The organism is uncultured Butyricimonas sp., from assembly GCF_959596855.1.
Lineage (GTDB): Bacteria > Bacteroidota > Bacteroidia > Bacteroidales > Marinifilaceae > Butyricimonas > Butyricimonas muris.
On the sequence record NZ_CAUFYA010000045.1, the window covers coordinates 22238 to 46780 of the forward strand.

Genomic DNA, 24543 nt, shown 5'->3' on the forward strand with positions numbered 1-24543 from the left:
AACTGCATCATACTTTTCCTTGTACAATCTCAAATATTTTTTTTTAAATTAGCCATTAATGTCAAAAAGGATTAGCCATGAAAGGAATTATATTACTTATCGCATCGTGCATGCTTCTTTATTGGTGTGGCGATGAGAATCTACATGCTCAAACACGTAAAGAGAAAAAGAAAGTGGTACGCAAACAAGCGGAAGAGTTGTTGATAAAAGAACGACAAGTGGCAGAGGAACGAGCGGCATTGAAAGAGTTGTACTGGTGTTTGGACGGGGACAACTGGACGAACAACAATAATTGGCTGAGCGACAAACCCGTGGAAGATTGGGCTGGCGTGAAGCGAAATTATGACACGGGGAAATTAAGCATATATCTAGCTTCCAACGGATTAAAAGGAAATTTACCAACAGGCATTTTTAACCTGAAAACAGTGGAAGTTTTGAATTTATGCCATAACAACATCACGGGAAACATCCCGCCCTCCGTGGGCAAGTGCTTGTCGCTAACCCAATTATCACTAAATCACAACCGATTAACAGGGAACATCCCTAACGAAATCGTGAATCTGACAGGATTAACTTCTTTGGATTTATCCAACAATCAATTATCTGGTAATTTACCTGATCGATTAGGAAATTTGAACAAATTGCAATACCTCCGGATAGAAAATAACAAATTATCCGGGGTGATTCCCGAGAGTATCGGCAACTTGACAAATCTAGAATGCCTGCAAGCATCCGATAACCTATTAACCGGAAAGCTTCCCGATAGACTGGGACTGTTGGAAAATTTACGGATTATACACATGGTAAACAATCGTCTGGAAGGACCTCTACCCCCGGAGTGGAGCAAGGCAACGAAATTAACATCTATCATACTCAGCAACAACCGAATCAGTGGAGAAATTCCGACATCATTGGGAAACGCAAAGGAATTATACGAGTTGATATTATTCAACAACCGATTGACCGGCGGCATCCCGGGGGAACTATTCTTGTTACCTCAATTAAGGTATCTTTCCTTGTCGGAGAATGAATTGACTGGGACATTGCCACCCGAGATAGGGAAAGCAGTCGGTTTGACAAGTATTCAATTTGCCGATAACCGCTTGAGTGGAGAATTACCCGAGGAGTTATGGGAATTAGTATCATTGAAAGACATCTATTTGGAAAAAAACCGAATATCAGGGAAATTATCCGAAAACATAGGAAAATTATACAACTTAGAAACTTTATACTTGAATGGTAATAATTTTTCCGGGAAATTACCCAACGCCATAGGAGAACTACACAAATTAACATTTGCAGACCTCAGTTTCAACCGTTTCTCGGGAGCGATTCCTAAAGAAATTGGAAAGTTGACCGATATAGTTCACTTGTCATTAGGTACCAACCAATTAAGCGGAAACATCCCGGCTTCTATCGGCAAATTACAAAAGCTACGTTTTCTATCCCTAAGAAACAACCGATTGTCAGGTGAAATTCCCGCGGAAATCGGACAACTGGAAAATCTGACAAGATTATTTTTAGACGAGAATAATCTCACCGGAGGTATCCCAAGCGCATTCGGTAAACTAAAGAATTTAAATGCCCTAGAACTAACCGATAACCGATTGACAGGAAATATTCCTAATGAATTGACGGAAATGGAGATGCTAGAATACCTGAGTCTAGGTAACAATTTATTGACAGGAACATTACCAGATTCCATTGGCAAGCTGAAGCAATTGAAGACTTTGAACGTGAACACGAATAAAATGAGCGGGGAATTGCCACCGAGTATCGGGGAACTGGAGAAACTGGAATGGTTGATATTACTAAATAATCAATTTAACGGGGAGATACCGGAAGAAATCGGTAATTTACAGGAACTAAAAGGGCTTACACTCACGAACAACAAATTCTCGCTATTCCCCGAAGCGATAGGTCAATTAACAGCATTAGAATCTTTACACGCCGCCAACGCTTTTGCCGGGGGACACTTGCCGGCAAATATCGGTAACTTGAAAAAATTAACATTGGCATTATTAGGACAAAACAATCTTGGCGGGGAAATCCCAACAGGAATCGGAGAATTAAACAAGTTGGAAAGATTGGCATTGGAGAAAAACCAATTATCAGGTACAATCCCTGCAGAAATAGGGAATTTGAGAGATTTGACAATTCTTGCACTGGGTGAAAACCAGTTGACCGGTTCTATTCCCCGGGAGATCGGGAACTTGAATCGCTTGACCATCTTGGACCTAGACAGGAATAAATTGACGGGCGAAATTCCTGCCGAGCTAGGAGAGTTAAGGCGACTGAATAGACTTTATTTAGGATACAATCAACTGGAAGGTATTATCCCGCCGGAAATAGGGAACTTGCAAGATATAAGACAACTTTGGCTTGCCTATAATCAATTGTCCGGGGCCCTACCCGCAGAATTAGGACAATTGACCCAAATGACATGGTTTGACGCATCACATAACAACTTAAGCGGGAAGCTACCTCCTGAATTGGGCAATTTACGAAACGTGCAAACATTGATTTTAGCAGAGAATAAATTTACCGGAAGTATTCCATCCGAATGGGAGAGCATGGAAAATATCACAAAAATCATATTAAGTAACAACGAACTAAGAGGAGAAACCCCGAATTTTTTGTTCTATTTGCCTCAATTAGTCCAATTAACACTACTCTACAATCATCTAGAATTTACCCCAGAACAAAAAGAACTAGATAGACAAGGAAACAAATATTTTTTGTTACCGCAAAAAACTGAAAAAGAAAAATGAATCTTTATTCTTTCAACAGTAGATGCAATAAAATCAAAAATGCACAATCTCGTGATCTTGATTGTGCATTTTTTGACGATACAACATATTATGCTAGTTGGTTATCAATCGTTTATTGCTCAAAAGATAAATAGTAATATTTTGAATAGAAAAGCGCATTTGACATGTTTTAGTGTTCAAAAAATAGCTATATATTGCAATATGAACAATCCATTACAACGATTAAGTAATATTCCTGTACGGCTTCAACCTTGGAATCCCTCTTTCCTCATATCAAAAGGGGTAACCAAAAAATCAGGTTGCTTGAGCGAGATAAGCACATTATCCGCCTCAAGAGGGAGCTCTATGCATGTAACCTAGAAATAACTGAATATCACCAATTTGCAATGAATTAATATCCCAAATTAAACTACCGAGAATTTCTCGGTAGTTACTGACACTAGAAAAATATCACATACCCGATTTCGACAAATTTAATACATTCAATCCTGACGAACCCATTATCCCACTTTTCCAGTTTTATCATAAATCAATTTAGAACCACTCCCTCTCAGGACACGAATTTCTCATCCTCAACATCCATCGTACGTGATTTTATATAGCCCTTTAATACTTCTTCAAAAAACCAACACAAAACAGAATTATCATGACATTTAAAATCAACATGTTCTCCATCTCCATACAAATATATAGTTCTCAACAAAGCAATTTCATGTTCCGTGAATTGTGAACAAAGAATATTCATATAAAAACGTTGATATTCTTTGACCTTTTCATTTTCCGCCTCCATTTCCTTTATACCTTTCCCGATATACTGCACAATCATGCATACCGTTCTATAATAGGGTATTAATCTTAACCTATGCCCATCAAATAACAGTATCGATTTCCCCGTATAATCTTTTAAGTATCTTGGCTTCTCCCCATTTTCTAAAAAAGCCTTTTGCATCCCCAGTAAATTCCTGTTCAAACTTTCCAATTTTTCTTTTTTAACGTTTAAACAGCACTCCGATAATCTTGCAATGGAAGACTCGCTCACACCATTCATAAAAAGGTAAAAAGTTTGTTCAAGTTCACACTTTCGTCTATTCTCTACATTATCAAATATTTTTGAAGAAAGTATAATCCAATACAAAGCTTTGAATTCATAAAACATATAATGAAATGCCTGCTTTGCTTCGCCCACACCATCAATTCTGGACATTACCACTTGTTTATGCAACAATTCTAGGAATTGGAAAAAATTATTCTCGAATCTTTCTTTTGCTATATCGGCTCGTTGTTGCTCATTCGTATCCTTTTGATAATTATTAGCTTGATATTGAACCCAAAAAGCTTTAAAAGTAATCCAAATAGCAATTAAAGAAATAAATGGAGCTGTAATACCTCCAATAGTAGGACCTATTGTTTCAAGATCCCCCAAATTAATAATACACCAAGGAAATTTCAGTAAGATAATAGGGGATAATAAAGCTATTAAAGCCAATACTACATACCAGAAAGTATACTCCTTTCTTTTTTTATTTTCATTATCAACATCCATTTTGCCATCATTTTTATATAACTATCCACATTTACCCGTAACACCAAAACAACAAAATGCACAACCTGAATTTGATTGTGCATTCATAATCACGTAGAAACTTTCCAGATTATTCCGTCTACTTCTGCGTATTCTTCTTATCGTTCGGCTTAGCGATCGACTCCCGCATACTCGTGTCCGCCTCGATATTCTTCATTTTATAGTAATCCATGATACCGAGATTACCGTTACGGAAAGCTTCTGCCATAGCGCGCGGCACTTCGGCTTCCGCCTCGATCACCCGGGCGCGCATCTCTTGTGCCAGAGCCTTCATCTCGTGTTCGGTGGCAACTGCCATGGCGCGACGTTCCTCTGCCTTCGCTTGGGCAATCTTCAAATCTGCCTCTGCTTGGTCTGTCTGCAACTCGGCACCGATATTCTTACCGATGTCGATATCGGCGATATCAATAGACAAGATTTCAAAAGCGGTACCGGAATCCAATCCCTTGCTCAACACCACTTTCGATATAGAATCCGGGTTCTCCAATACTTCCTTGTGCGAACCGGCAGAACCGATAGACGACACGATACCCTCGCCGACACGTGCCAGAATAGTTTCTTCCCCGGCACCACCGACCAATTGACGGATATTAGCCCGCACGGTAACTCTCGCTTTGGCGATCAACTGGATACCATCCTTTGCCACCGCGGCAACGGGAGGAGTATTAATCACCTTCGGGTTTACACTCATCTGAACGGCCTCGAACACGTCACGCCCTGCCAAATCTACCGCCGTGGCAATCTGGAATGTCAAATCGATATTCGCCTTGGACGCCGAAACCAAAGCGTGTACCACTTGAGCCACGTGCCCACCTGCCAGATAATGTGCTTCCAGAAGATCGCGGTAAAGTTCCAATCCGGCTTTCTTGCCCTCGATCATGGCACGCACGATGATAGTAGGCGGCACTTTTCTCCAACGCATCAACACCAGTTGCAACAATGACACCTTTACATCGGACACCAACGCCTGAAACCACAACCCGATCGGAATGAAGTAGAGAATCATCCAAAGCAAGAACAATCCACCCGCGATGACCGCTACCAGAAAAAACAAACTGCTATTATCCATCCTTGAAGCTGTTTTTAGTTTAACAATTATCTTATTTTTATACACCTTCAATACCACAACATCCCGGTTTTCATCTACAAAACCCGAACGGGATTCCGCTTCTACCACGCTGTCACCAACCCGCACTTTGCCCATGGGAGCCAAACGCCCTTGGGTAATCCCGACATCCCCTTCCCGTATCGTTTCATCGACACCTTCCACGGTACTGTCAATCTGCGTGTTCAATTGCATTCGCCGCCATGTCTTCGCCCGAAGCGCATACCACGTCACCCCGAACCCGCAAACAGCCGTCCCGAGCAGCGTGAAATGCCCCACGGTAGTACCCATGGTAGAATAAGCCAGCCAAATAGCCCCGGCAACACAAGCAAAACCAAGAATCCCGGCAACATTCACCCCGGAAATACTAGAAATTCAAGAATCAACAGGACAAAGCCTATTGCGACGAGCATGAATAACACAAACCACTCCATATTCAATGTTTTTAATCTGCTAAAGATAGTTTATTTTTAATATATGACAAAAATCTACTTCATTTTTATATCGACTTCAAGTAAATACACGAATACCCCCACTTACCCTATCCCAAAACTAAGGAATAAACTATACCGATAAACGGGTTTTAGGCGAGTTTTGAGTGGGTAATAGGCGACATCGCCTACTGTTCGCCTGCACTTCGCCCACTCATAGCCTACGTTTTAATAAGAAATATGCTTTTTTAACGTGTGCGCAAAACACGCTTCCCGTTACCTTTCCCTACCAAATCTCTCCCAAACTTCATGCATCGCGAGAGGTTAACCCTCGTGTAACGGCTACGTATCCCACTCGCAGCGGAACAGCATCCCCTCCCCATTTCTTGTCATTTTTCATCCTCGATTTTCAATTCTCGATTATTATATTTTACTTTGCATCGAATTTTCCATCACTGACGCGAGTGATGAATCAAGCACCTAAAAGAGAGTTTGAATGAAATACACGGAATTGGATGACGAAGAAGAATTTTACCGCAAGGTAGAATATTACAATAAAACAAAAACGGAACAATTAAGTTACCATTATAAAGAAATACTGAAACTGCTGGGTGAGGATGCCGACAGGGAAGGATTGATAAAAACCCCCTACCGCATGGCGAAAGCCATGCAATTCATGACAAGGGGATATCATGAAAATCCGGAAGAAATCCTGCGTTCCGCCCTCTTCAAAGAAGACTACCGCCAAATGGTGATCGTGAAAGACATCGAGATATATTCCCTTTGCGAACATCACATGCTGCCCTTCATCGGGCGGGCGCACGTGGCGTATATCCCGAACGGGTACATCACGGGACTAAGTAAAATAGCACGGGTAGTGGAAGCCTTCTCCAGAAGATTACAGGTACAGGAAAGACTGACGAACGACATAAAAAATTGTATTCAAAATACCCTCAATCCCTTGGGCGTTGCCGTGGTGATCGAGGCGCAGCACATGTGTATGATGATGCGGGGTGTACAAAAACAAAACTCGGTAACAACAACCTCCGACTTTAGCGGCGCGTTCGAGAAACTTGCCACGCGGGAGGAGTTTATCCGATTAATTAGTAACAAATTTCATTAGGAAATAAACAAAACGAGTATGAAAAAAGCATTTGTTTTTCCGGGCCAAGGCGCTCAATTCGTGGGAATGGGTAAAGACTTGTATGAAAACTCTCCCGAGGCGAAAGAATTATTCGAGAAAGCGAACGAAATACTGGGATTCCGCATCACGGATCTGATGTTCAACGGAACTGACGAAGACCTGAAACAAACCAAAGTAACCCAGCCGGCAATATTTCTTCACTCCGTGATACTGGCCAAATCGTTGACCGAGAAACCGGACATGGTTGCAGGTCACTCGCTGGGAGAATTTTCCGCGCTTGTGGCTAACGGCGCCCTCTCGTTTGAAGACGGATTACGTCTGGTACACGCCCGGGCACTTGCCATGCAAAAGGCATGCGAGGCACGCCCGTCAACAATGGCGGCAATCCTAGGTTTGCCGGATGAAACCGTGGAAAAAGCACTAGAGGAAATTGATGACGTGGTGGTACCCGCCAATTACAACAGCCCGGGACAAATCGTAATCTCCGGAACCATAGAAGGCGTCACCGCGGCTTGCGAGAAATTAAAAGCGGCAGGAGCAAAACGGGCTCTCCCGTTGAAAGTAGGCGGCGCATTCCACTCCCCTTTGATGGAACCCGCCCGTCAAGAATTGGCGGATGCGATTAAAAACACGCACTTCTCCAAACCGATCTGCCCGGTTTACCAGAACGTGAATGCAAAACCCGTATCGGATCCGGAAGAAATCAAACAAAACTTGATAGACCAATTGACAGCATCCGTGCGTTGGACTCAAACCGTGCAAAATATGCTGGCTGACGGAGCTTCCTCCTTCCTTGAAATCGGTCCCGGATCAGTTCTCCAAGGCTTGATCAAGAAAGTTAGCACCGAAGTGGAAACCGCGGGAATGCAATAGGTGTTTGCCGACGGCAAACGTTACAGGTTGCAGGTTGAGCCTTTGGCTCTGCAAGTTACAGGTTAAAAAGAACTCATTCAAAAACTTGTAACTTGCAGAACCGAAGGCTCAACTTGTAACTTGCAACAATTTTAAAGCCTCCCCGTAGGAGGCTTTAAAATTTTATTATATCTTTGAACAAAGATAATTCTATAAAGTCGAACATGCTAAGTAATAAAAATAGAAAACATCGTACGATTCAACACGTGTTCAAAATCAGTACGATCATTATTATCTGCGGTATAATAGTTTTGCTACTTCCCAAGATAGAGGGATTCAAATACTCTTACCAGAAAGGAATGCCGTGGAAATACGAAACGTTAATTGCCCCGATTGATTTCCCCTTGCACAAAAGTTCCGAGGAAATTACAGCCGAAATTGAAAAGATCCGGGAAGAACAGCCTCCCATTTTCAATTACACGGAAGCAAGTTCGGATGTACAGATCAACAAATTCGCTGAAAAATTAGGCGAGTACAAAACTTTGTTCAACGGGAACGACATCAACAAGATCGTGACAAAGTTACGAGAGATATACTCTCGCGGAATACTTCTAATGCCGGAAAAGTTCAATACAGACAAAATCAAAAACATTCTGGTCGTTAAGGACGGTATTGCCCAAGAGGAAAAATTCTCCAATGTCTACACGCTGAAACAAGCATACGAAACACTGGTAGAATACGTACAAAGTCTGCATCTCGCGAAAACAACCGAGGAAAAGATCCTCAGCATGGGATTGAACAACTACATTAACCCGAATCTGGAATACGACCTTACCAAAACAGGACTGGCGGTAGAAACCAGCATGAAAAATATCACGCCGACACAAGGCATGATAAACAAAGGGGATATTATCATCTCCCGAAATGATCTGGTCACCCCCGAAACATACAAGGTACTGGAATCTTTCCGTATAGAACACGAGCAAAGTCTAGGTTCTACAGTCGACCGAATCAGAATCACTGCCGCCCAAACCATCCTGACACTGATTGCCATACTCAGCTTTTCCATGTTTCTTTACATATCAAGAAAAAGGCTCTTCTACAACACGAAAGACTTCTTTTTCCTGTATAGCATGTTCCTGCTGACCATTGCCGTGGGCAGTATCAGTTATTTCCAGAATATAAATATTCTCGCGATACCCGTGCTGTTCTTCCCGCTCATCGTGAACATACTGTTCGGCACGCGTCCGGCACTTTACCTGCTGTTGGGCACGACCATGCTGATCTCGTACTACGCCCCGAACAACTACATGTATTTCTTCATGCAGATAGCGGCGGGAATCGTGGCCATGTTCAGCCTCTCCCATTTGCAGCGCAGATCACAATTATTCATCGCGCTGGCTTTGATATTCTTGACTTACGTGCTTGTTTACGGGGCTTTCACGCTTATACAGGAAGGTTCATTTGCCCCCAAACACTTGTTTGCCATCCTTCTGTTGCTTATCAACACGGCATTACTAAGTTTGATTTACCCGGCACTCTACCTCGTGGAAAAACTTTTCGGGTACACCTCGGAAATCAGTCTACTGGAATTCTCGAACCCGAACCACCCGGCATTGCGTAACCTCACGAAGAAAGCACCGGGAACCTTTCAACACTCCCTCATGGTTGCCAACCTCGCGGAAGAGGCGATTTACCATATCGGCGGCAGTCCCCTGCTGGCACGTACCGGGGCATTATACCATGACATCGGTAAATCCTACAACCCGATCATGTTCATCGAGAACCAGACCGGTGGGTTGAACCCGCACAGTAATCTGGATTTTGACGAGAGCGCCCAACTTATCATCGCACACGTCACGCAAGGACTTGAACTGGCGAACAAGTACAAACTGCCGGAAGCCATCAAGAACTTTATCCGCACACACCACGGCAAAAGTAAGGTGAAATATTTTTACTACTCGTTCAAGAACAAATACCCGGATAAAGAAATAGACGAAGCGCTATTTACCTATCCCGGTCCCGATCCTGTGAAAAAAGAATGTGCGGTGGTCATGATGGCGGATGCCGTGGAAGCCGCTTCCCGAGCTCTGGAAGTAAAGGATGAGGAAAACTTGACAAATCTTGTAAATAATATTATAGACGGTATGCTTCAAGAAGGAAGATTCGCCAACGCGGACTTGACATTCAGGGACATCTCCACCGTGAAGCGAGTATTCACGGAAATGTTGATCAACGTGTATCACGCCCGTATAGCCTACCCGAAATTAGAAAAAAAGTCGTGACCCAAACATATTAAGTATATGACAACACAGAAGCCTGTAACAATCAAGGACATCGCGGAGAAACTGAAAATATCGGTATCAACGGTTTCCCGTGCTTTGAAAGACAATCATGAAATCAGCGCTAAAACCCGCAAAAAAGTGCAAGACTTGGCCAAGCAACTCGGGTACAAGCCCAATCCCCTTGCCGTCGCGCTGAAAACGCACAAGAGCCACTCGATCGGGGTTATCGTACCCCAGATCGTGAGCACGTTTTACGCTACCGTGGTAAAAACAATCGAGGAAGTAGCTGACGGTCACGGGTACAACGTGTTGGTTATCTCCTCAAACGAAAACTTCGAGAAAGAGAAAAAAAGCGTGGACGTCCTATTGGCAAACCGGGCGGACGGAATCATCATGGCTCTATCGCACGAGACAAAAGAATTTGACCACGTGAAACAAATCCAAGAATCCGGAATCCCCGTGGTATTATTCGACCGCACAACGGGTTCCGTGGAAGGAGTATCGAGAGTCGTGACTGACGGTGTTACCGCTGCCTTCCAAGCGATACAACATCTCGTGTCGGTCGGATGCAAAAAGATCGCCATATTAACCGGACCGGAACAAATAGCCATCGGCGGCAAACGCATGGAAGGTTACCGGAAAGCGCTGGAAGCAAATCATATACCTATAAAGGAAAATTATATCCGTCACTGTTCGGACTTAACCGTTGAATCCGGCAAGCAGGCCACGCTACAATTACTCGAAACGCGGGAAAGACCGGATGCCATATTCGGTATCACGGATGATCTGGCTATCGGTGCGATTGAGGCGATAAAAGAGAAAAAACTCAATATCCCGCAGGACATTGCCGTGGTAGGGTTCTCCAACACGAAACGCTCCCGGTACATGAACCCCACGGTTAGTTCGATAAATCAATTCCCGGAAAAAATAGGAAAAACCGCAGCTGAATTATTGTTCGAACAAATCACAAACAGCAGACACGCAAGGATAAGAAAAGAGATCGTCAATTGCGAGTTAATCGTGCGTGAATCATCCGATAAACACAAGTAAACGATTGTCGCTAGAAATGTAAAAACTTAACACTATTGATTAAAACCTTGTTAATTACTCGGTTAAAGATTATTAAAGCCGTAAATCATCAATTTGAATGACTATTTTTGTAGAAAACAAATAACAGCTGCCCATGGATGTCATTGTGGATAAATTAACGAAGTCTTTCGAAGGACACAAAGCCGTGGATTCCATCTCTTTTAAAGCCAAAAGAGGGGAAGTACTTGGTTTATTGGGACCGAACGGAGCCGGAAAAACAACCACGATGAAAATATTGTCAGGCTATCTCTTGCCCGAACGCGGGAATATCAATTTCGGCGATTACTCCATCTGGAAGCAGGCAGGAAAAATCAAAAAGGTCATCGGCTACCTCCCGGAACACAACCCGCTGTACCCGGAAATGAACGTGATCGACTTCCTGTTTTTTATCGGTAAACTTCAAGACATCCCGAAATACAAAATCACGGCACGGGTACTCGATATGATCCGGTTGTGCGGACTTGATAACGAGAAACATAAAAAGATTCACGAGCTATCCAAAGGTTATCGGCAACGTGTCGGAATCGCTCAAGCCCTTATTCATGATCCGGAAGTTGTTATTTTGGACGAACCGACTACCGGACTCGACCCGAACCAGATCTTTGCTATCCGCAAAATCATCAAGACCATCGGGGAAGACAAAACGGTGATTCTAAGCTCTCATATTTTATCCGAGATTGAAACGACTTGTGATCAGGTAATGATCATGAGTAATGGCAAGATCGTGGCAAACGGGACGACATCCGAACTCCGTCGGAAATCCGACGCGGGTTACAGTTTCAAACTGGGCATCAAAGGGGACGACATACCGGTCATCCACGATGCCTTATGCACGCTCCCGGAGATTTTGCACATGGAGATTACCCAAGAGCAAAACTTCGAGATCCAGTGCAAACCCGACGTGGAAATCGGACGAACCATATTTGACCTCTGCCGGGAACATGATTGGTATATCAGTGAACTCACTCCCGTGCAGACCAGACTGGAAGATATATTTCGAAAAGTCACTCAAAACGAATAATTCATGGGCGCAGTAAAAGTTATCATAGATAAAGAATTAAAAGTCGCGTTCAACTCGCTCGCGATATACATTATTTACACGGTTTTCTTTTGCATAACGGGATTCATCTGCTGGTTCTCGTGGAAAAACGTATTTTACACCGGACAAGCCTCTTTGAGTTACTTGTTCAACGTGTTCTACTGGACGCTTTTTTTCATGGTTCCCGTGCTCACGATGAAAAGCATATCGGACGAACGAAAGGACGGCACGTTCGAACTCCTGTTCACGAAACCGATAAAACCGTGGCAATTCCTTTGCGGTAAATTTTTCGCAATACTCCTGCAAGTCATTCTATGCCTGTTACTGACTCTGCCCTATTACATTACGCTGACATCACTCGGGCATGTGGACTATGCTGCCGGGATTTGCGGCTACCTCGGACTAATACTGGTTAGCGGTTGCTATATCAGCATGGGCATATTCGCGTCGTCATTGACGTCAAACACGATTGTTGCTTTTTTCGTCACCTTTGCCATCGGGATATGGTTCCAATTCCTGTTCGAGTTTATCGCGGGACTGTTCGGCTCCGGTTTCATCGCTGCCCTGTTTACTTATTTATCCATGGGCGAACATTTCGATGCCATTCCCCGCGGAGTCATCGACACGAAAGACTTTGTATATTTCGTCAGTATTGTAACCTTGTTCCTCGCGCTAGCGAGATACTATATCAGTCGAACCAGAGCCTAATATATACCTAGTGATGAAAAACAAATTCATATATAACCCCACCTTCCTGATTTTATCACTGATAGCGGTAAATATTGTCTCCTATTTCGTTTTTGCCAGAATAGACCTCACGAGCAACAAGAAATACTCGTTGAGCCCCGTGAGCAAAAATATGATTAAAAAAGTCGATAAAGACGTTTCCGTAACCCTTTTCATGTCTGAAGGACTTTCGCAGGATAAAATGAAAATGGGACGGGAATTTAAACACTTGCTCAAAGAATACAAAACCCTTAGCAACAAATCGTTCACGATCACCACCATCACGCCGGACAACGACTCGAGAGAAATACTTGCCTTGGAAGCCGGCATACATCCCTTCTCCCAAGAAAGCATGGAAAGAGATATGGTGAAGATCCAAAAAATCTACTTCGGGGCAGTCATACAAATCGGGAACAAAAAATCGGTCATCCCCCTTATCAGCCAGCATACCCCGCTGGAATACGAAGTGACTCGCATGTTAAAAGAAGCATGCGACACGACAAAACCGAATATCGGCTTCTTGCTGGGACACAACGAAATGCTCCGCGACAAGATCACCCAAATCAGGCATGAACTTTTCCGAAACGCACGTTTGGAATCATTATACATCGACCAATTCACAGACTTGAACCGTTACAAAGTGATTTGTATCATGGGTCCCAGAGACAGTTTCAGCAAGGAAGAGATTAAACGACTCCAAGAATACTTGAAGCAAGGCGGAAGACTGTATATCGCGCTGAATCACGCGGTCGGACAAATCACAGCAAGTCAAAATAACGGTTTTATCAATCGTGTCGGTCTTGAAGATATGCTGGAAAACTTCGGACTGAAGATCAACTATGACTTCGTGATCGATAGCTATTGCGGACGAATCCGGGTATCTCAAGGACCTTTTTTCCTATATCAAAGTAAGGTCAGTTTTCCGTATATGCCAACCATACAGAAATTCAGTTCTCATGTTATCACAAACGGATTGAATGCCATATCACTACTCTTCGCGAGTAGTATGACAAACGTGAAAACCACTTCCGCCTACACGTTCACCCCGTTGGCAAAAACTTCCCCGACATCGGGAGTACAGGAAGTTCCAGTGTTCTTCGACATACAGAAGACGTGGACCCGCCATGACTTCAACCGCCCGAACAACGTCGTGGCTGCCTTATTGAATAATGAAGACGACAAAAGTGCTATCATCGTCATCTCGAATGCCAGCTTCATGGAAGACAATGACTACGATGCCCTTCGCCTAGACAACATCAGGTTTGCCATAAACTCTATCGAATGGTTGGCTGACGATTCCGGGTTGATAAAATTGAGGAACAAATATATAGTGAATCAGACATTAGAACCGGTAAGTAATTCATACCGGACATTCTTGAAATATTTCAACTTTTTCTTGCCTATCGTCATTATACTATTAATCGGCCTGTTCCAGTACAGGCAATACAAATTAAAAAGACTGAGACGTTCCCAGTCCGGATATATAGATTAAAATGGAAGGTGTGTTTTACACACCTCGTTTCAATTTCTGGTACAAAGAATCACTCACCTCGCACAAGGGCGAACGTAGTTTTTGACTGGCAATAATCCCTTTGGCATGCAAGGCTGCTTTCACCCCGGCAGGATTTCCCTCCTCGAAAAGAGCCTTGAACATCTCACCCAAGCGCAAGTGAATATCTTTCGCTTCCCCAAATTCTCCTTCCAAAGCCAAATGCACCATAGTAGAAAAGTCATACGGCAACACGTTCGCGATCACAGAGATAACCCCACTCCCGCCAATAGAAATCAAGGGCAGGGCAATGCCGTCGTCACCCGACAGGAAAATAAAATTCTCCGGCATCCCGGCAATAATGGAAGTCGCCTGTTCAAAATTACCGGCAGCCTCTTTTATCGCGATAATATTTTCAAAATCAAGAGCCAGTCGCAACGTGGTTGCAGCCGTCATATTCACGGAAGTACGCCCCGGAACATTGTACAAGATTACCGGAAGAGGCGAATGTTCCGCGATAGCTTTAAAATGATTATATAATCCCTGCTGTGAAGGCTTATTATAATAAGGTGTAACACTCAATATTGCATCTCCCTGCCTTAAATAAGGTAACGTGGCAAGTTCCTCCACGACATGAGCCGTGTTATTTCCTCCAACACCCAAGACAATCGGCAACCGCCCGGCATTTTCCTCCGTGATCACATTCACCACGTAAGCCCTCTCCTCTACCGTCATTGTCGCGGCCTCCGAAGTAGTACCCAAAGCCACCAGATAATCGACACCACCGTCTATCACGTAATTCACGAGGTTTCTTAAAGAACTTTCGTCGATATTTCCCATTTCGTCAAACGGAGTAACCAAAGCAACCCCTACTCCCGAAAACTTTTTCATCTCAATACGTATTAATCTTTGTGAATAACTTAAACAAACGATCTACAAAAACGTCCGTATTCCGGACATTGGCAAACATAATATCATGCTCCACTCCCTCTCTGGATATACCGACCTTGCACGGCGATTTGGCATATCGTACAATGTAATCCCCCAAAACATCGGGCTGCATAGAAATGTCTATGAACACCCCTTCCGTCTTCTCCAACACCTCCCGCAACTTGGCATCCCGGATTTTCCCACCATACGTAATAGAAGACTCATCCGCGTACAACGCGTCTCCCGATCGTTCAAATACCGATTTGGACTGCCGGATAAAAGAAAGCAAATGCACTTCCATATACTTTGCCAGAGATTTTCTGATTTTATCTACCTCTGTCCAAGAAATATCATCAGCCACCCAGAACAACACACATTCCTTCGCCGCCTCTAAATTTTGAAATGCCAAAACCCGCTCGTCCTTGACTGCCACATCCTTTAAATGATATCTCTTGAATTTCTCGACTATAAATTTAAGCATATTCTTCTATTTGTACTTGAACAACCTAACGCAAAAGTAGTAATAAAAACTATACGCACCCCGCTTTGTTATTTTTCAAACATAAAAAAAAGTATCTGAAAAAAAACACGAAACTCTTGCATAAACAAAGAACATTCCATACCTTTGCCACGCAAAATAAACAAGGACTCGTAGCTTAATGGATAGAGCACTTGGTTACGGCCCAAGAGGTTGTGGGTTCGACTCCCGCCGAGTTCACGAAATCCCCTGAAAGACATCTTTCGGGGGATTTTTGCTTCCGGTAATGTCATCCCCTTTGCATTTTACCGGATTAATACTAACTTTACCACTCCACGAAAAGGAATACCGACAGTGACAGATAAAACCGAATCAACGATTATTCGCCTGCTGGCAGCCGGAGATGAACGGTGCATGAAAATAATGTTTGACATCTACTATCAACCGTTATGCACTTATGTCATGCGCTACCTTCTTTCCGTCGAGGACGCTAAAGACATCGTTCAATCCGTCTTCATCTCTTTCTGGGACAACAAAAAGGGACATCCGTTTTCAGGCTCTATCCGTTCCTATTTATTCGGCGCTGCAAGTAAAGCCTCTTTACAATTCATGAGAAACAAAGGCAAAACCTATTTCGTGGACATTGAACTGCATATTGATGACTTTCTGGATGAAATGCTTCATGACGACGAGGCAGAACTCGAAAAAATCAAAGAACAACTATACGCTGCGATAGAAAATCTCCCCACCAATCCTCAAAAAGTATTAAAAGCCATTATTTTCAATAACACGCCTTATAAAACCGTGGCGGAAGAAATGCAGATATCCGTTAATACCGTGAAAACCTACTACGCCCGTGCGCTAGAAGCTTTGCGCAAGTCAATAGACACCAAAACATTCTCCCTCCTCTTTCTCTCTTTCCTGCATTCTGAAAAATAATTTCAAAATTTTATTCTATTCGTGTCACCCATTCTAATTTTTTGGGAATATCATATAAAACAGTGACACATGGAGCATAAAACAATATACGAACTGATAGCGGAATACAGCAACGGCACCCTCTCCCCGGCGGCGCGGGAGCAACTCCGCCATCTCATAGACAATGACAAGGAAGCCCGGAAACTATTTCGGGATATCCGGGAAGCAGAGAAACTACTAAAAACAATACAGGTACAAGAAAAACTTTCACCGCGAGAAGCTTGGGAAAACTTCTCCAAAACATTAACACACACTCGCCGGAAGAACAGACGCCTGCACCGGATTATCGGAACTGCTATTGCAGCCTCTGTCGCTTTAATCCTGCTCTTTATATTCCCGGATACACGATCGACGTATGCCCCGGAGCAACAAGTTGCTCAAACTCAAATCGAACCCGGCAGCGTGAAAGCTGTACTCAGCTACGCCAACGGCGAAACTGTCAACCTAACCTCCTCGACATCTTCCCGCATCGTGGCTCCCGACGGTTCGACTATTGTAAACGACTCTCTGGAAGGATTACAATATAACAAGGATAACCGGGAAACAGGGCAAACCGCCCCGCTTCACATGATTACCGTTCCCCCGGGTGGTGAATACCGTTTCACGCTGTCAGACGGCACACGTGTATGGATAAACTCGTCCTCCGAAATACAATTCCCCAGTCAATTTTCCGGGAATACAAGGGAAATTTACATGAAAGGAGAAATATACTTGGAAGTGGCGCCGGATAAATCCCGCCCGTTCATCGTGCATTCGGGCAACGACCGGATTCGGGTACTAGGCACGAAATTCAACATAACAGCCTATCCCGAAGAACAAAAAACAATTACCACACTCGTCTCCGGAAGTGTCGAGTTCGAACACAATAACTCGAAAATTCGCCTCTCGCCGGGAGAACAATCCATCATGGACCACACGACCGACAAACTGGAAAAACAAAAAGTCGATGTATCAATCTATACCTCATGGATTAGCGGAGCCTTCGAGTACGAGAATATGCCCTTATCATACATCGCCCGACAACTGTCCCGCTGGTACGACGTGCAATTCACCTTTGAAGCGGCGGAGTTCCGGGAGCACCCCTTTACAGGCATCGTGAAGCGAAACCAAACCTTGGAAGAAGTCCTCACGATTATCGGCAAGACAACAAATATCAAATTCGAAATATCCGGAAGAAATATTATTATAAAGAAAGCGGAAGATGCTGCAAACATCTCCCGTTTAAACAATTAATTCCATTCTCTAGGTGGAAAAAACAATTAAAGTACAATGTTATGAAAAAAAATCCATTTAAGAAACAGCATTTGAGTTTATTACTCATTTTCCTATTCGTATTCGGCATGGGGAGTTACGCTGACACTCCCGTGAAAAAAGTGACTCTGGACGTGAAGAATATGCCTCTTCGCGAAGTATTCAAACAAATCAAAGAACAGACCGAAGTAAAATTCATTTACAGCGAAGTCGAAATTCAGAAAGCCTCAAACGTCACCTTGAAATTCGAGAACCAACCGTTAAAAACGGCATTGGATCTTATTTTCAAAAACCAGCCTTACACCTATGAAATCGAAAACGACATTGTCATCGTGAAACCGAAACCGGCGACCGACACCCCGGAAAAGAAAAAAACACGCACGATCAAAGGTCAGGTACTGGACGAAAACAACCAGCCCATCGCCGGAGCCAACATCTGGCTGAAAGGAACCACCACCGGAGTACCTTCCGACGTCAACGGAAACTATGTTCTTACATTTGACGAGAAATATAACACCGTCATGGTATCCTTCATCGGTTACAAAACCATTGAAATGCCCTTGGGTAAACAGGAAGTAATCAACTTCAAACTGGAACCCGACAAGGAAACCTTAGACGAAGTGGTGGTAACCGGATACCAAACCATTTCCAAGGAACGCTCTACCGGAGCTTTTGCCAAAGTAAGCGCCACCACTCTCGAAACCCGTCGTTTGGACAACTTGTCCTCCGTACTGGAAGGACAGGTCGCCGGGTATTCCGACGGAATCATCCGGGGAGTATCAACCATGAATGCCATGCAAACCCCGCTTTACGTGATTGACGGCTTTCCCGTGGAAAACACGACTATCGACGCCTACGGCAATGTCACGGAAAACATACCCGATCTCAACATGGAAGACATCGAAAGCATCACCATATTAAAAGATGCCGCCGCCACCTCTATCTACGGGGCACGCGCTGCCAATGGTGTTGTTGTCATCGTGACCAAAAAAGCCAAACAAGGCAAGACTCAAGTACAACTTTCCGGCTCGTTTACCATTCATCCCTATTCCTACTACACGGGTAACTTGACCAATTCGGCCGATATCATCGAACTGGAAAAATACTGGGCAACACAAAACGCCGAATTAAACAATGGCATAGACCGGGCGATTGCCGAGGCTGAAAACCTCCGGAACAACTATTCCACCCTACCCAGCGCAGGGACCAATATCTTACTCGACCTTTACACGAACAAGATTTCTCAAGCAGAAGCGGACGCGAAACTGGCAGAATTGAGCTCTCGGGGATTCGGCTTTTACAAGGATGTAGAGAAATACGCCAAACGCAATCCTTTCTACCAGCAATACAACCTGAGCGTAGGCAAAGCCACAGACCGGAATAACTTCAACCTCTCCGTCAGTTACCGGAACAACAAAGAAGAAGACCGATACACGAAAAACGATCAAGTCGGGGTAAATATCACAAATTCACTTCAACTGACTTCTTGGTTGAAAGCAGATGTCGGCGTTTACATCAGTTTCAAGAATAAAACGGAACAAACATACGACTTATTCAGTTCTTACAGCGCAGGCTTCACCGCGAGTCCCTACGACCGGTTAAAAGAAAACGGCACGCCCGTCACCATTGCCGCCCAGCAAACAAAGACCGTGAGAGATAATATAGCCAATTACGGACTATACAGTCTGGATATCGTACCGCTTGACGAACTCGACAGACGTTTGAACAAAACCAGAGAATTTAACAACCGCCTGTACGGGAAACTGGATATCAAAATCCTTCCATGGTTATCCTACAATACCATGTTCCAATACGAATACGGGGTAAGCCGCTTGAAACGTCTGGAAGAAATGGAATCTTTGAATACCCGCCAAACGGTCAATAAATTTGCCACGAACAATAACGGAGAAGCCTTGTATAACCTGCCCGCGGGGGATATATTCTACACGCAGGAACATCATTCCAACGCGTATAATTTCCGCCAGCAAATCAATGTTGACAAAACATTCAACGACTTGCACAACGTAACATGGATCATCGGGCAGGAAATCAGAAACACCAAGCTGGAATATAACAGTCTTACCCGCTACGGCTACGACAGCGGATTATTGTCATCACAATATATCGATGAAACCAAACTGACGGCAGGTTTCTCCGGTCTGATGAACTCGTGGGCATCGCTCACCTCTCCCCGGTCACAATCGGAATTGGTAAACCGTTTCGTGTCATTCTATTCCAACATAGCCTATTCATTCGACAACCGTTACACCCTCTCCGGCAGTATCCGTTGGGATCGTTCCAACCTATGGGGTACAAACTCCAAATACCAGAACAAACCGTTATGGTCTGTCGGGGCAAACTGGAATATCAACCGGGAAAGCTTCTTTAACGTAAACTGGATAGATTTACTAAAACTTCGGGCATCATACGGTATTGGCGGTAATATCGCAAAAGACGCCGCACCCTATCTCACGGCCAATTACTACGCAAGCACCTTAGTCGGAGGCTTATATGGAAATATCTCTTCACCTCCTAATCCAAACCTGCGTTGGGAAAAAACAACGACCATAAATGTCGGTATAGACTTTTCAGTGCTCACGGGACGCTTGTCCGGAACATTTGAAGTGTACAACAAAAAAAGTGTTGACCTGCTTGCCAACCAAATGGGAGTACCCACGGAAGGTTTCGGGTACAGAACCCTCTCCTTCAACAACGGGGCTATGCGTAACCGGGGATTTGAATTGACTCTCCAAGGTGACATCCTCCGCGAAACCGAAGTCAAATGGAACGCAGGATTCCTTTTCGGGTACAACAAAAACAAAGTAACCAAGATTAATGTAACTGCACCCGTGTATTATCTTCAAATGGATTATCCTATGGCATACCCCAGAGAAGGAAAACCCTATAATGCTATTTACGCTTACAAATGGGCAGGATTGAGTGAAAAAGGAGAACCTCAAATGTACGATTTGAACGGAGAAATCACGACAACGAAATACACGGATCTCGAAGCGATCCATTATGCCGGGACAAGTGTTCCCGTTTACAGCGGTTCCTTCACGAACACATTGAACTACAAAAACTTTGAATTTTCATTCATGCTGCTTTACGCGGGCGGTCATAAAATACGCAACACCAATATTCCCACGATCAGCATGGGCAGGACGGTCAGTATGACGAACAAAGACATCCGTAAACGCTGGCAAGAAGCAGGTGACGAGGAAAAAACCAATGTTCCCCGCCTCTTGTTCAGCACATCCCCGGAATTTAATTACGCGCGGGAAAGCATATACGGGAAAGCAGACATTCACGTGTTGGATGCATCCTATATTAAAATCAACAATCTCTCGCTCTCGTACAGAGTTCCGGTTGAATGGGTGAAGAAAATCGGTCTTGGTGCAGCCCGTGTACAATTCAATATCGAGAATTTAGCCACCCTTGCATTTAACAGCAAAGCCGGAGTTCTTCTGGGAAGTAAGAACAAACCGAATTACGTTTGTGGACTCTACCTGAACTTTTAATTCTAAAATCGAAAGACCATGAAAAAGAAAATACAATATATACTCGTAAGTATCAGTCTTCTGATAACAGGAGCTCTTTTTTCCTCCTGCAACGACTTTTTAGACATTCTCCCCAAAGGAGAAAAAATCCCGACAACCCTCGCCGACTTCGACGCTTTTATCCGGAATGAATCAAATCATCTTAACGATGCCACACAAGCCATAAACCTATTAAACGACGTGTACATGAAACCGAGTTCCCTTACTTCTGTAACACTAAATTCTATCAACTACAACTGGCAGGAGAACGAAGATCGCATCGAACAAAACAATTCCGATGAAGCCCTCTATTACTATTCCTATTCTGCCATCGCGAATTGGAATCTCATTATCAGCAGCGTACCCGATGCCACGGAATGTACCCAAGCAGAACGGGATGAATTGATCGCTCAAGCAAAAGTACTCCGGGCAATGAATTATTTCTATCTGACAAACTATTACGCGGAAGCCTACAACAGCACAACTGCCGCCACGAAGCTATCCGTTCCCCAGATACTCAGTATGGATATGGGGGCTCCCTCTACCCAGATCACGATCGAAAAAATGTATGGATTCATTTTACAAGACCTTACCGAGGCTCTTCCGGCTCTCCCCGAAGAAGGTACTACCGTCCTGCACCCGACTCTGGGAACCGCATACGCCATGTTGGCACGGGTATATCTCACCATGGGCGATTACACGAATGCCTTAACATACGCGGAAGAAGCCTTGAAACAAAACGATGAACTATATGACTGGCGTACCTATTACGAGCAAAACAAAGAACAAATAGAAAAACCGGACGATTGGTCAACCAGTTATCCCGCTATCGGCTTGAATAACCCGGAAAACTATATTTTCCGCTACGGGACCAACACACAAAAGAACTTCGGACAAAGCGGAGTCAACGGAGCTTTAACCATCACGCGTGCCGCCCTTTTTGAAGAAGGCGATGCCCGTTTTGCCTCTAAATGGAAAGCGAAATACGAAGCACCCGATGATATATTCTATGGTATCCGTAATGATAAATTTAACGGTGGTGGAATCTCCACGCCCGAAATGTATTACATAAAAGCCGAATGTCTTGCACGCAAAGGAGGACAGGAGAACATCGACGAAGCCATGAATGTTCTGAACGCCGTACGTGTAACCCGTATCTTCGCGGATAAATACGCTCCACTCTCTGCCGCCACGACAGAGCAAGCCGTGAAATACATCATTTCGGAAAAAGCGAACGAATACGTGCAAACCGCCATCCCTTTTTGGGATATGCGTCGCTTAAATCAAGATGCCCTGTATGCCCGGACACTCACGAAAGAGTTTAATGAAAGTACACTCACCCTATCCCCGACTTCACACCTGTGGATAATGCCCTTCCCGTTGGGAGCTACAAGCAATCCGGGGAACGGAACCATAAAACAAAATGTAGAACGATAAGCTTTAAAACGACACGATAATGAAAACAATAATAATCATGATGCTAGCCATCATCACGCTAGCCACCACTGCTTGTGCTTCAAAAGATTCATTTACAATCAACGGAACAATCACCGGCTTAACCGACGGAACAGAAATTTGCCTCGTGCCGGGTTCTACTCACAAACAAGAAAAACCCATTGCAACGACAACTCTTTCTAACGGCAAATTTACCTTTTCCGGTCAAGTTGAATCACCCAGGATGTTCTACATACAATTGAAAGAAAATTCGGGCGTAATACAAGTAATGGTAGAGAACGGGGTAAATGCCACTGTTACAAGCAAGGTAGAAACCCGGGATAACAATGGTCAAGAATGGACCTCTTTTAGTGATACAAAAGTATCCGGCTCCCCCATCCACGAGGAATTTCTCAAAAAAATGGCATTTAAAGAAGAATTAGAACAGATGTTTATGAGCAAAAATGAAAAACACAAGGTAATCAGCGCCCAAATAGGTGAAGCCAGAATGAATAAAAACAAAATTCTCATGGACTCTCTTGCCAAAACAAAAGAATATCAGGAAATGGCTGCAGACGAAAATCTTTTTTTCAAAGCTGCGGGGGAAAAGACAAAACAAGCCGTCATGGATAACAAGAATTCTTGGTGGGGACCTTTCCTTATGTTGCAATCCATGAGTTGGTTCGAGGAAGAGCAAAAAGAATGGTTCGCGAACTTCTCACCGGAAGCGCAGAAAAGTTATTACGGTCAAATTGTTTATGAAGAACTATATCCGGAAACCCTCGAAGGCAAACAAGCCCCTGACTTTACCGTAACTGACTCTCAAGGTAAAACACTCACTTTACAAGAACTAATAAAAGGCAAAAAATACACACTCATCGACTTTTGGGCATCTTGGTGTGGACCATGCCGTCGGGAAATTCCCAACCTGAAAGCCTTGTATAAAGAATTTGCAACCAAAGGTCTTGAAATAATCAGCATATCCATAGACAAAGACAATGCTGCATGGCAAAAAGCACTTCAAGAAGAACAATTTCCTTGGCCTAATTTCTTGGATAAATCAAATATCGCCGATGCATACGAAGTAAAACTTATCCCCGCTATCTTCCTTGTAGATTCAACAGGAAAAGTCTTATCCATCAAACTACGAGGCAAAGCATTGGAAGAAAAAATAAAAGAGCTTCTCAAGTAAGCATATATCATTTCACACAGCGGAAAAGAGTAGGTATTCCTACTCTTTTTTTCATTATCTAAAAGCAAATAAATTAAATACAGTCTACAACGCAAGAAAAGCAACCTGCAACTTGCCGAAGGCAAATATAACTTGCAACTCGCCGGAGGCGACTAAAACAGAGGAGGAGCTAGAATACCATTTACACCATAAAAAAAGAGCGACTCTTTTCAGAATCGCTCTTCTCTA

General features: G+C 43.8%; 17 protein-coding genes and 1 tRNA gene. 14 read left to right on the forward strand and 4 right to left on the reverse strand.

Annotated features, from left to right (window positions below; all coding sequences use genetic code 11):
- Nucleotides 1-77: 77 nt before the first annotated feature.
- Nucleotides 78-2771, forward strand: coding sequence for a hypothetical protein (locus Q5866_RS16640; RefSeq protein WP_303181392.1), 2694 nt, complete (start codon nucleotides 78-80; stop codon nucleotides 2769-2771).
- 550 nt (nucleotides 2772-3321) lie between these two features.
- Here Q5866_RS16640 and Q5866_RS16645 read toward each other — a convergent pair.
- Together Q5866_RS16645 and floA are read right to left on the reverse strand one after the other, a co-directional pair.
- On the reverse strand, nucleotides 3322-4314 hold the full coding sequence (locus Q5866_RS16645; protein WP_303181394.1) for a putative phage abortive infection protein: 993 nt from the start codon (nucleotides 4312-4314) through the stop codon (nucleotides 3322-3324).
- Nucleotides 4315-4432: 118 nt separating this feature from the next.
- Complete coding sequence (gene floA, locus Q5866_RS16650) at nucleotides 4433-5422, reverse strand: flotillin-like protein FloA (RefSeq protein WP_099294405.1); 990 nt, start codon at nucleotides 5420-5422, stop codon at nucleotides 4433-4435.
- A gap of 963 nt (nucleotides 5423-6385) precedes the next feature.
- Between floA and folE the strand changes: the two genes are divergently transcribed.
- The 7 genes from folE to Q5866_RS16685 all read left to right on the forward strand — a co-directional run bounded on the left by folE (nucleotide 6386) and on the right by Q5866_RS16685 (nucleotide 14516).
- On the forward strand, nucleotides 6386-7012 hold the full coding sequence (folE, locus tag Q5866_RS16655) for a GTP cyclohydrolase I FolE (RefSeq protein WP_303181395.1): 627 nt from the start codon (nucleotides 6386-6388) through the stop codon (nucleotides 7010-7012).
- A gap of 18 nt (nucleotides 7013-7030) precedes the next feature.
- Nucleotides 7031-7906 (forward strand): ACP S-malonyltransferase, encoded by an 876-nt coding sequence (gene fabD / locus Q5866_RS16660; RefSeq protein ID WP_186978658.1) that lies wholly within the window; start codon nucleotides 7031-7033, stop codon nucleotides 7904-7906.
- A 203-nt stretch (nucleotides 7907-8109) separates the two neighbouring features.
- Nucleotides 8110-10170 carry an HD family phosphohydrolase gene (locus tag Q5866_RS16665; protein ID WP_303181396.1) on the forward strand — a complete coding sequence of 687 codons (2061 nt, stop codon included), beginning with the start codon at nucleotides 8110-8112 and terminating at the stop codon, nucleotides 10168-10170.
- 18 nt (nucleotides 10171-10188) lie between these two features.
- Nucleotides 10189-11220, forward strand: a complete 1032-nt coding sequence (locus Q5866_RS16670; RefSeq protein WP_303181397.1) for a LacI family DNA-binding transcriptional regulator — start codon at nucleotides 10189-10191, stop codon at nucleotides 11218-11220.
- Between the two features lie 133 nt (nucleotides 11221-11353).
- Entirely contained in the window at nucleotides 11354-12280 is a 927-nt protein-coding gene (locus Q5866_RS16675; RefSeq protein WP_099294417.1) for an ATP-binding cassette domain-containing protein, read from the forward strand.
- A 3-nt stretch (nucleotides 12281-12283) separates the two neighbouring features.
- Nucleotides 12284-13006 carry an ABC transporter permease gene (locus Q5866_RS16680; protein ID WP_186978655.1) on the forward strand — a complete coding sequence of 241 codons (723 nt, stop codon included), beginning with the start codon at nucleotides 12284-12286 and terminating at the stop codon, nucleotides 13004-13006.
- A gap of 13 nt (nucleotides 13007-13019) precedes the next feature.
- Nucleotides 13020-14516, forward strand: a complete 1497-nt coding sequence (locus Q5866_RS16685; RefSeq protein ID WP_303181398.1) for a GldG family protein — start codon at nucleotides 13020-13022, stop codon at nucleotides 14514-14516.
- Nucleotides 14517-14531: 15 nt separating this feature from the next.
- Here the strand turns inward: Q5866_RS16685 and dapA are convergent, their stop codons facing one another.
- Entirely contained in the window at nucleotides 14532-15404 is an 873-nt protein-coding gene (gene dapA / locus Q5866_RS16690; protein WP_303181399.1) for a 4-hydroxy-tetrahydrodipicolinate synthase, read from the reverse strand.
- A 1-nt stretch (nucleotide 15405) separates the two neighbouring features.
- Nucleotides 15406-15924 carry a hypothetical protein gene (locus Q5866_RS16695; protein WP_099294425.1) on the reverse strand — a complete coding sequence of 173 codons (519 nt, stop codon included), beginning with the start codon at nucleotides 15922-15924 and terminating at the stop codon, nucleotides 15406-15408.
- Between the two features lie 164 nt (nucleotides 15925-16088).
- Between Q5866_RS16695 and Q5866_RS16700 the strand changes: the two genes are divergently transcribed.
- The 6 genes from Q5866_RS16700 to Q5866_RS16725 all read left to right on the forward strand — a co-directional run bounded on the left by Q5866_RS16700 (nucleotide 16089) and on the right by Q5866_RS16725 (nucleotide 24315).
- Nucleotides 16089-16161 (forward strand) — tRNA-Arg (locus tag Q5866_RS16700).
- A 114-nt stretch (nucleotides 16162-16275) separates the two neighbouring features.
- The gene (locus Q5866_RS16705; protein ID WP_292271455.1) at nucleotides 16276-16860 is read left to right on the forward strand and encodes an RNA polymerase sigma factor; all 585 of its coding nucleotides are present in this window, start codon (nucleotides 16276-16278) and stop codon (nucleotides 16858-16860) included.
- 69 nt (nucleotides 16861-16929) lie between these two features.
- Nucleotides 16930-18132 (forward strand): FecR family protein, encoded by a 1203-nt coding sequence (locus Q5866_RS16710; protein ID WP_292271454.1) that lies wholly within the window; start codon nucleotides 16930-16932, stop codon nucleotides 18130-18132.
- 41 nt (nucleotides 18133-18173) lie between these two features.
- Nucleotides 18174-21671: a SusC/RagA family TonB-linked outer membrane protein gene (locus Q5866_RS16715; RefSeq protein WP_292271452.1), complete on the forward strand. Its 3498-nt coding sequence runs from the start codon at nucleotides 18174-18176 to the stop codon at nucleotides 21669-21671.
- Between the two features lie 18 nt (nucleotides 21672-21689).
- Nucleotides 21690-23126, forward strand: coding sequence for a RagB/SusD family nutrient uptake outer membrane protein (locus Q5866_RS16720; RefSeq protein ID WP_292271450.1), 1437 nt, complete (start codon nucleotides 21690-21692; stop codon nucleotides 23124-23126).
- Nucleotides 23127-23145: 19 nt separating this feature from the next.
- Complete coding sequence (locus Q5866_RS16725) at nucleotides 23146-24315, forward strand: TlpA disulfide reductase family protein (RefSeq protein WP_303181402.1); 1170 nt, start codon at nucleotides 23146-23148, stop codon at nucleotides 24313-24315.
- Nucleotides 24316-24543: the final 228 nt, after the last annotated feature.

What these genes read in the sequence shown, in the direction of transcription:
- Q5866_RS16640 (WP_303181392.1), top strand. Translation starts at nt 78, where the DNA reads ATGAAAGGAATTATATTACTTATCGCATCGTGCATGCTTCTTTATTGG.
- Q5866_RS16645 (WP_303181394.1), bottom strand. Translation starts at nt 4,314, where the DNA reads ATGGATGTTGATAATGAAAATAAAAAAAGAAAGGAGTATACTTTCTGG.
- floA (WP_099294405.1), bottom strand. Translation starts at nt 5,422, where the DNA reads ATGGATAATAGCAGTTTGTTTTTTCTGGTAGCGGTCATCGCGGGTGGA.
- folE (WP_303181395.1), top strand. Translation starts at nt 6,386, where the DNA reads ATGAAATACACGGAATTGGATGACGAAGAAGAATTTTACCGCAAGGTA.
- fabD (WP_186978658.1), top strand. Translation starts at nt 7,031, where the DNA reads ATGAAAAAAGCATTTGTTTTTCCGGGCCAAGGCGCTCAATTCGTGGGA.
- Q5866_RS16665 (WP_303181396.1), top strand. Translation starts at nt 8,110, where the DNA reads ATGCTAAGTAATAAAAATAGAAAACATCGTACGATTCAACACGTGTTC.
- Q5866_RS16670 (WP_303181397.1), top strand. Translation starts at nt 10,189, where the DNA reads ATGACAACACAGAAGCCTGTAACAATCAAGGACATCGCGGAGAAACTG.
- Q5866_RS16675 (WP_099294417.1), top strand. Translation starts at nt 11,354, where the DNA reads ATGGATGTCATTGTGGATAAATTAACGAAGTCTTTCGAAGGACACAAA.
- Q5866_RS16680 (WP_186978655.1), top strand. Translation starts at nt 12,284, where the DNA reads ATGGGCGCAGTAAAAGTTATCATAGATAAAGAATTAAAAGTCGCGTTC.
- Q5866_RS16685 (WP_303181398.1), top strand. Translation starts at nt 13,020, where the DNA reads ATGAAAAACAAATTCATATATAACCCCACCTTCCTGATTTTATCACTG.
- dapA (WP_303181399.1), bottom strand. Translation starts at nt 15,404, where the DNA reads ATGAAAAAGTTTTCGGGAGTAGGGGTTGCTTTGGTTACTCCGTTTGAC.
- Q5866_RS16695 (WP_099294425.1), bottom strand. Translation starts at nt 15,924, where the DNA reads ATGCTTAAATTTATAGTCGAGAAATTCAAGAGATATCATTTAAAGGAT.
- Q5866_RS16710 (WP_292271454.1), top strand. Translation starts at nt 16,930, where the DNA reads ATGGAGCATAAAACAATATACGAACTGATAGCGGAATACAGCAACGGC.
- Q5866_RS16715 (WP_292271452.1), top strand. Translation starts at nt 18,174, where the DNA reads ATGAAAAAAAATCCATTTAAGAAACAGCATTTGAGTTTATTACTCATT.
- Q5866_RS16720 (WP_292271450.1), top strand. Translation starts at nt 21,690, where the DNA reads ATGAAAAAGAAAATACAATATATACTCGTAAGTATCAGTCTTCTGATA.
- Q5866_RS16725 (WP_303181402.1), top strand. Translation starts at nt 23,146, where the DNA reads ATGAAAACAATAATAATCATGATGCTAGCCATCATCACGCTAGCCACC.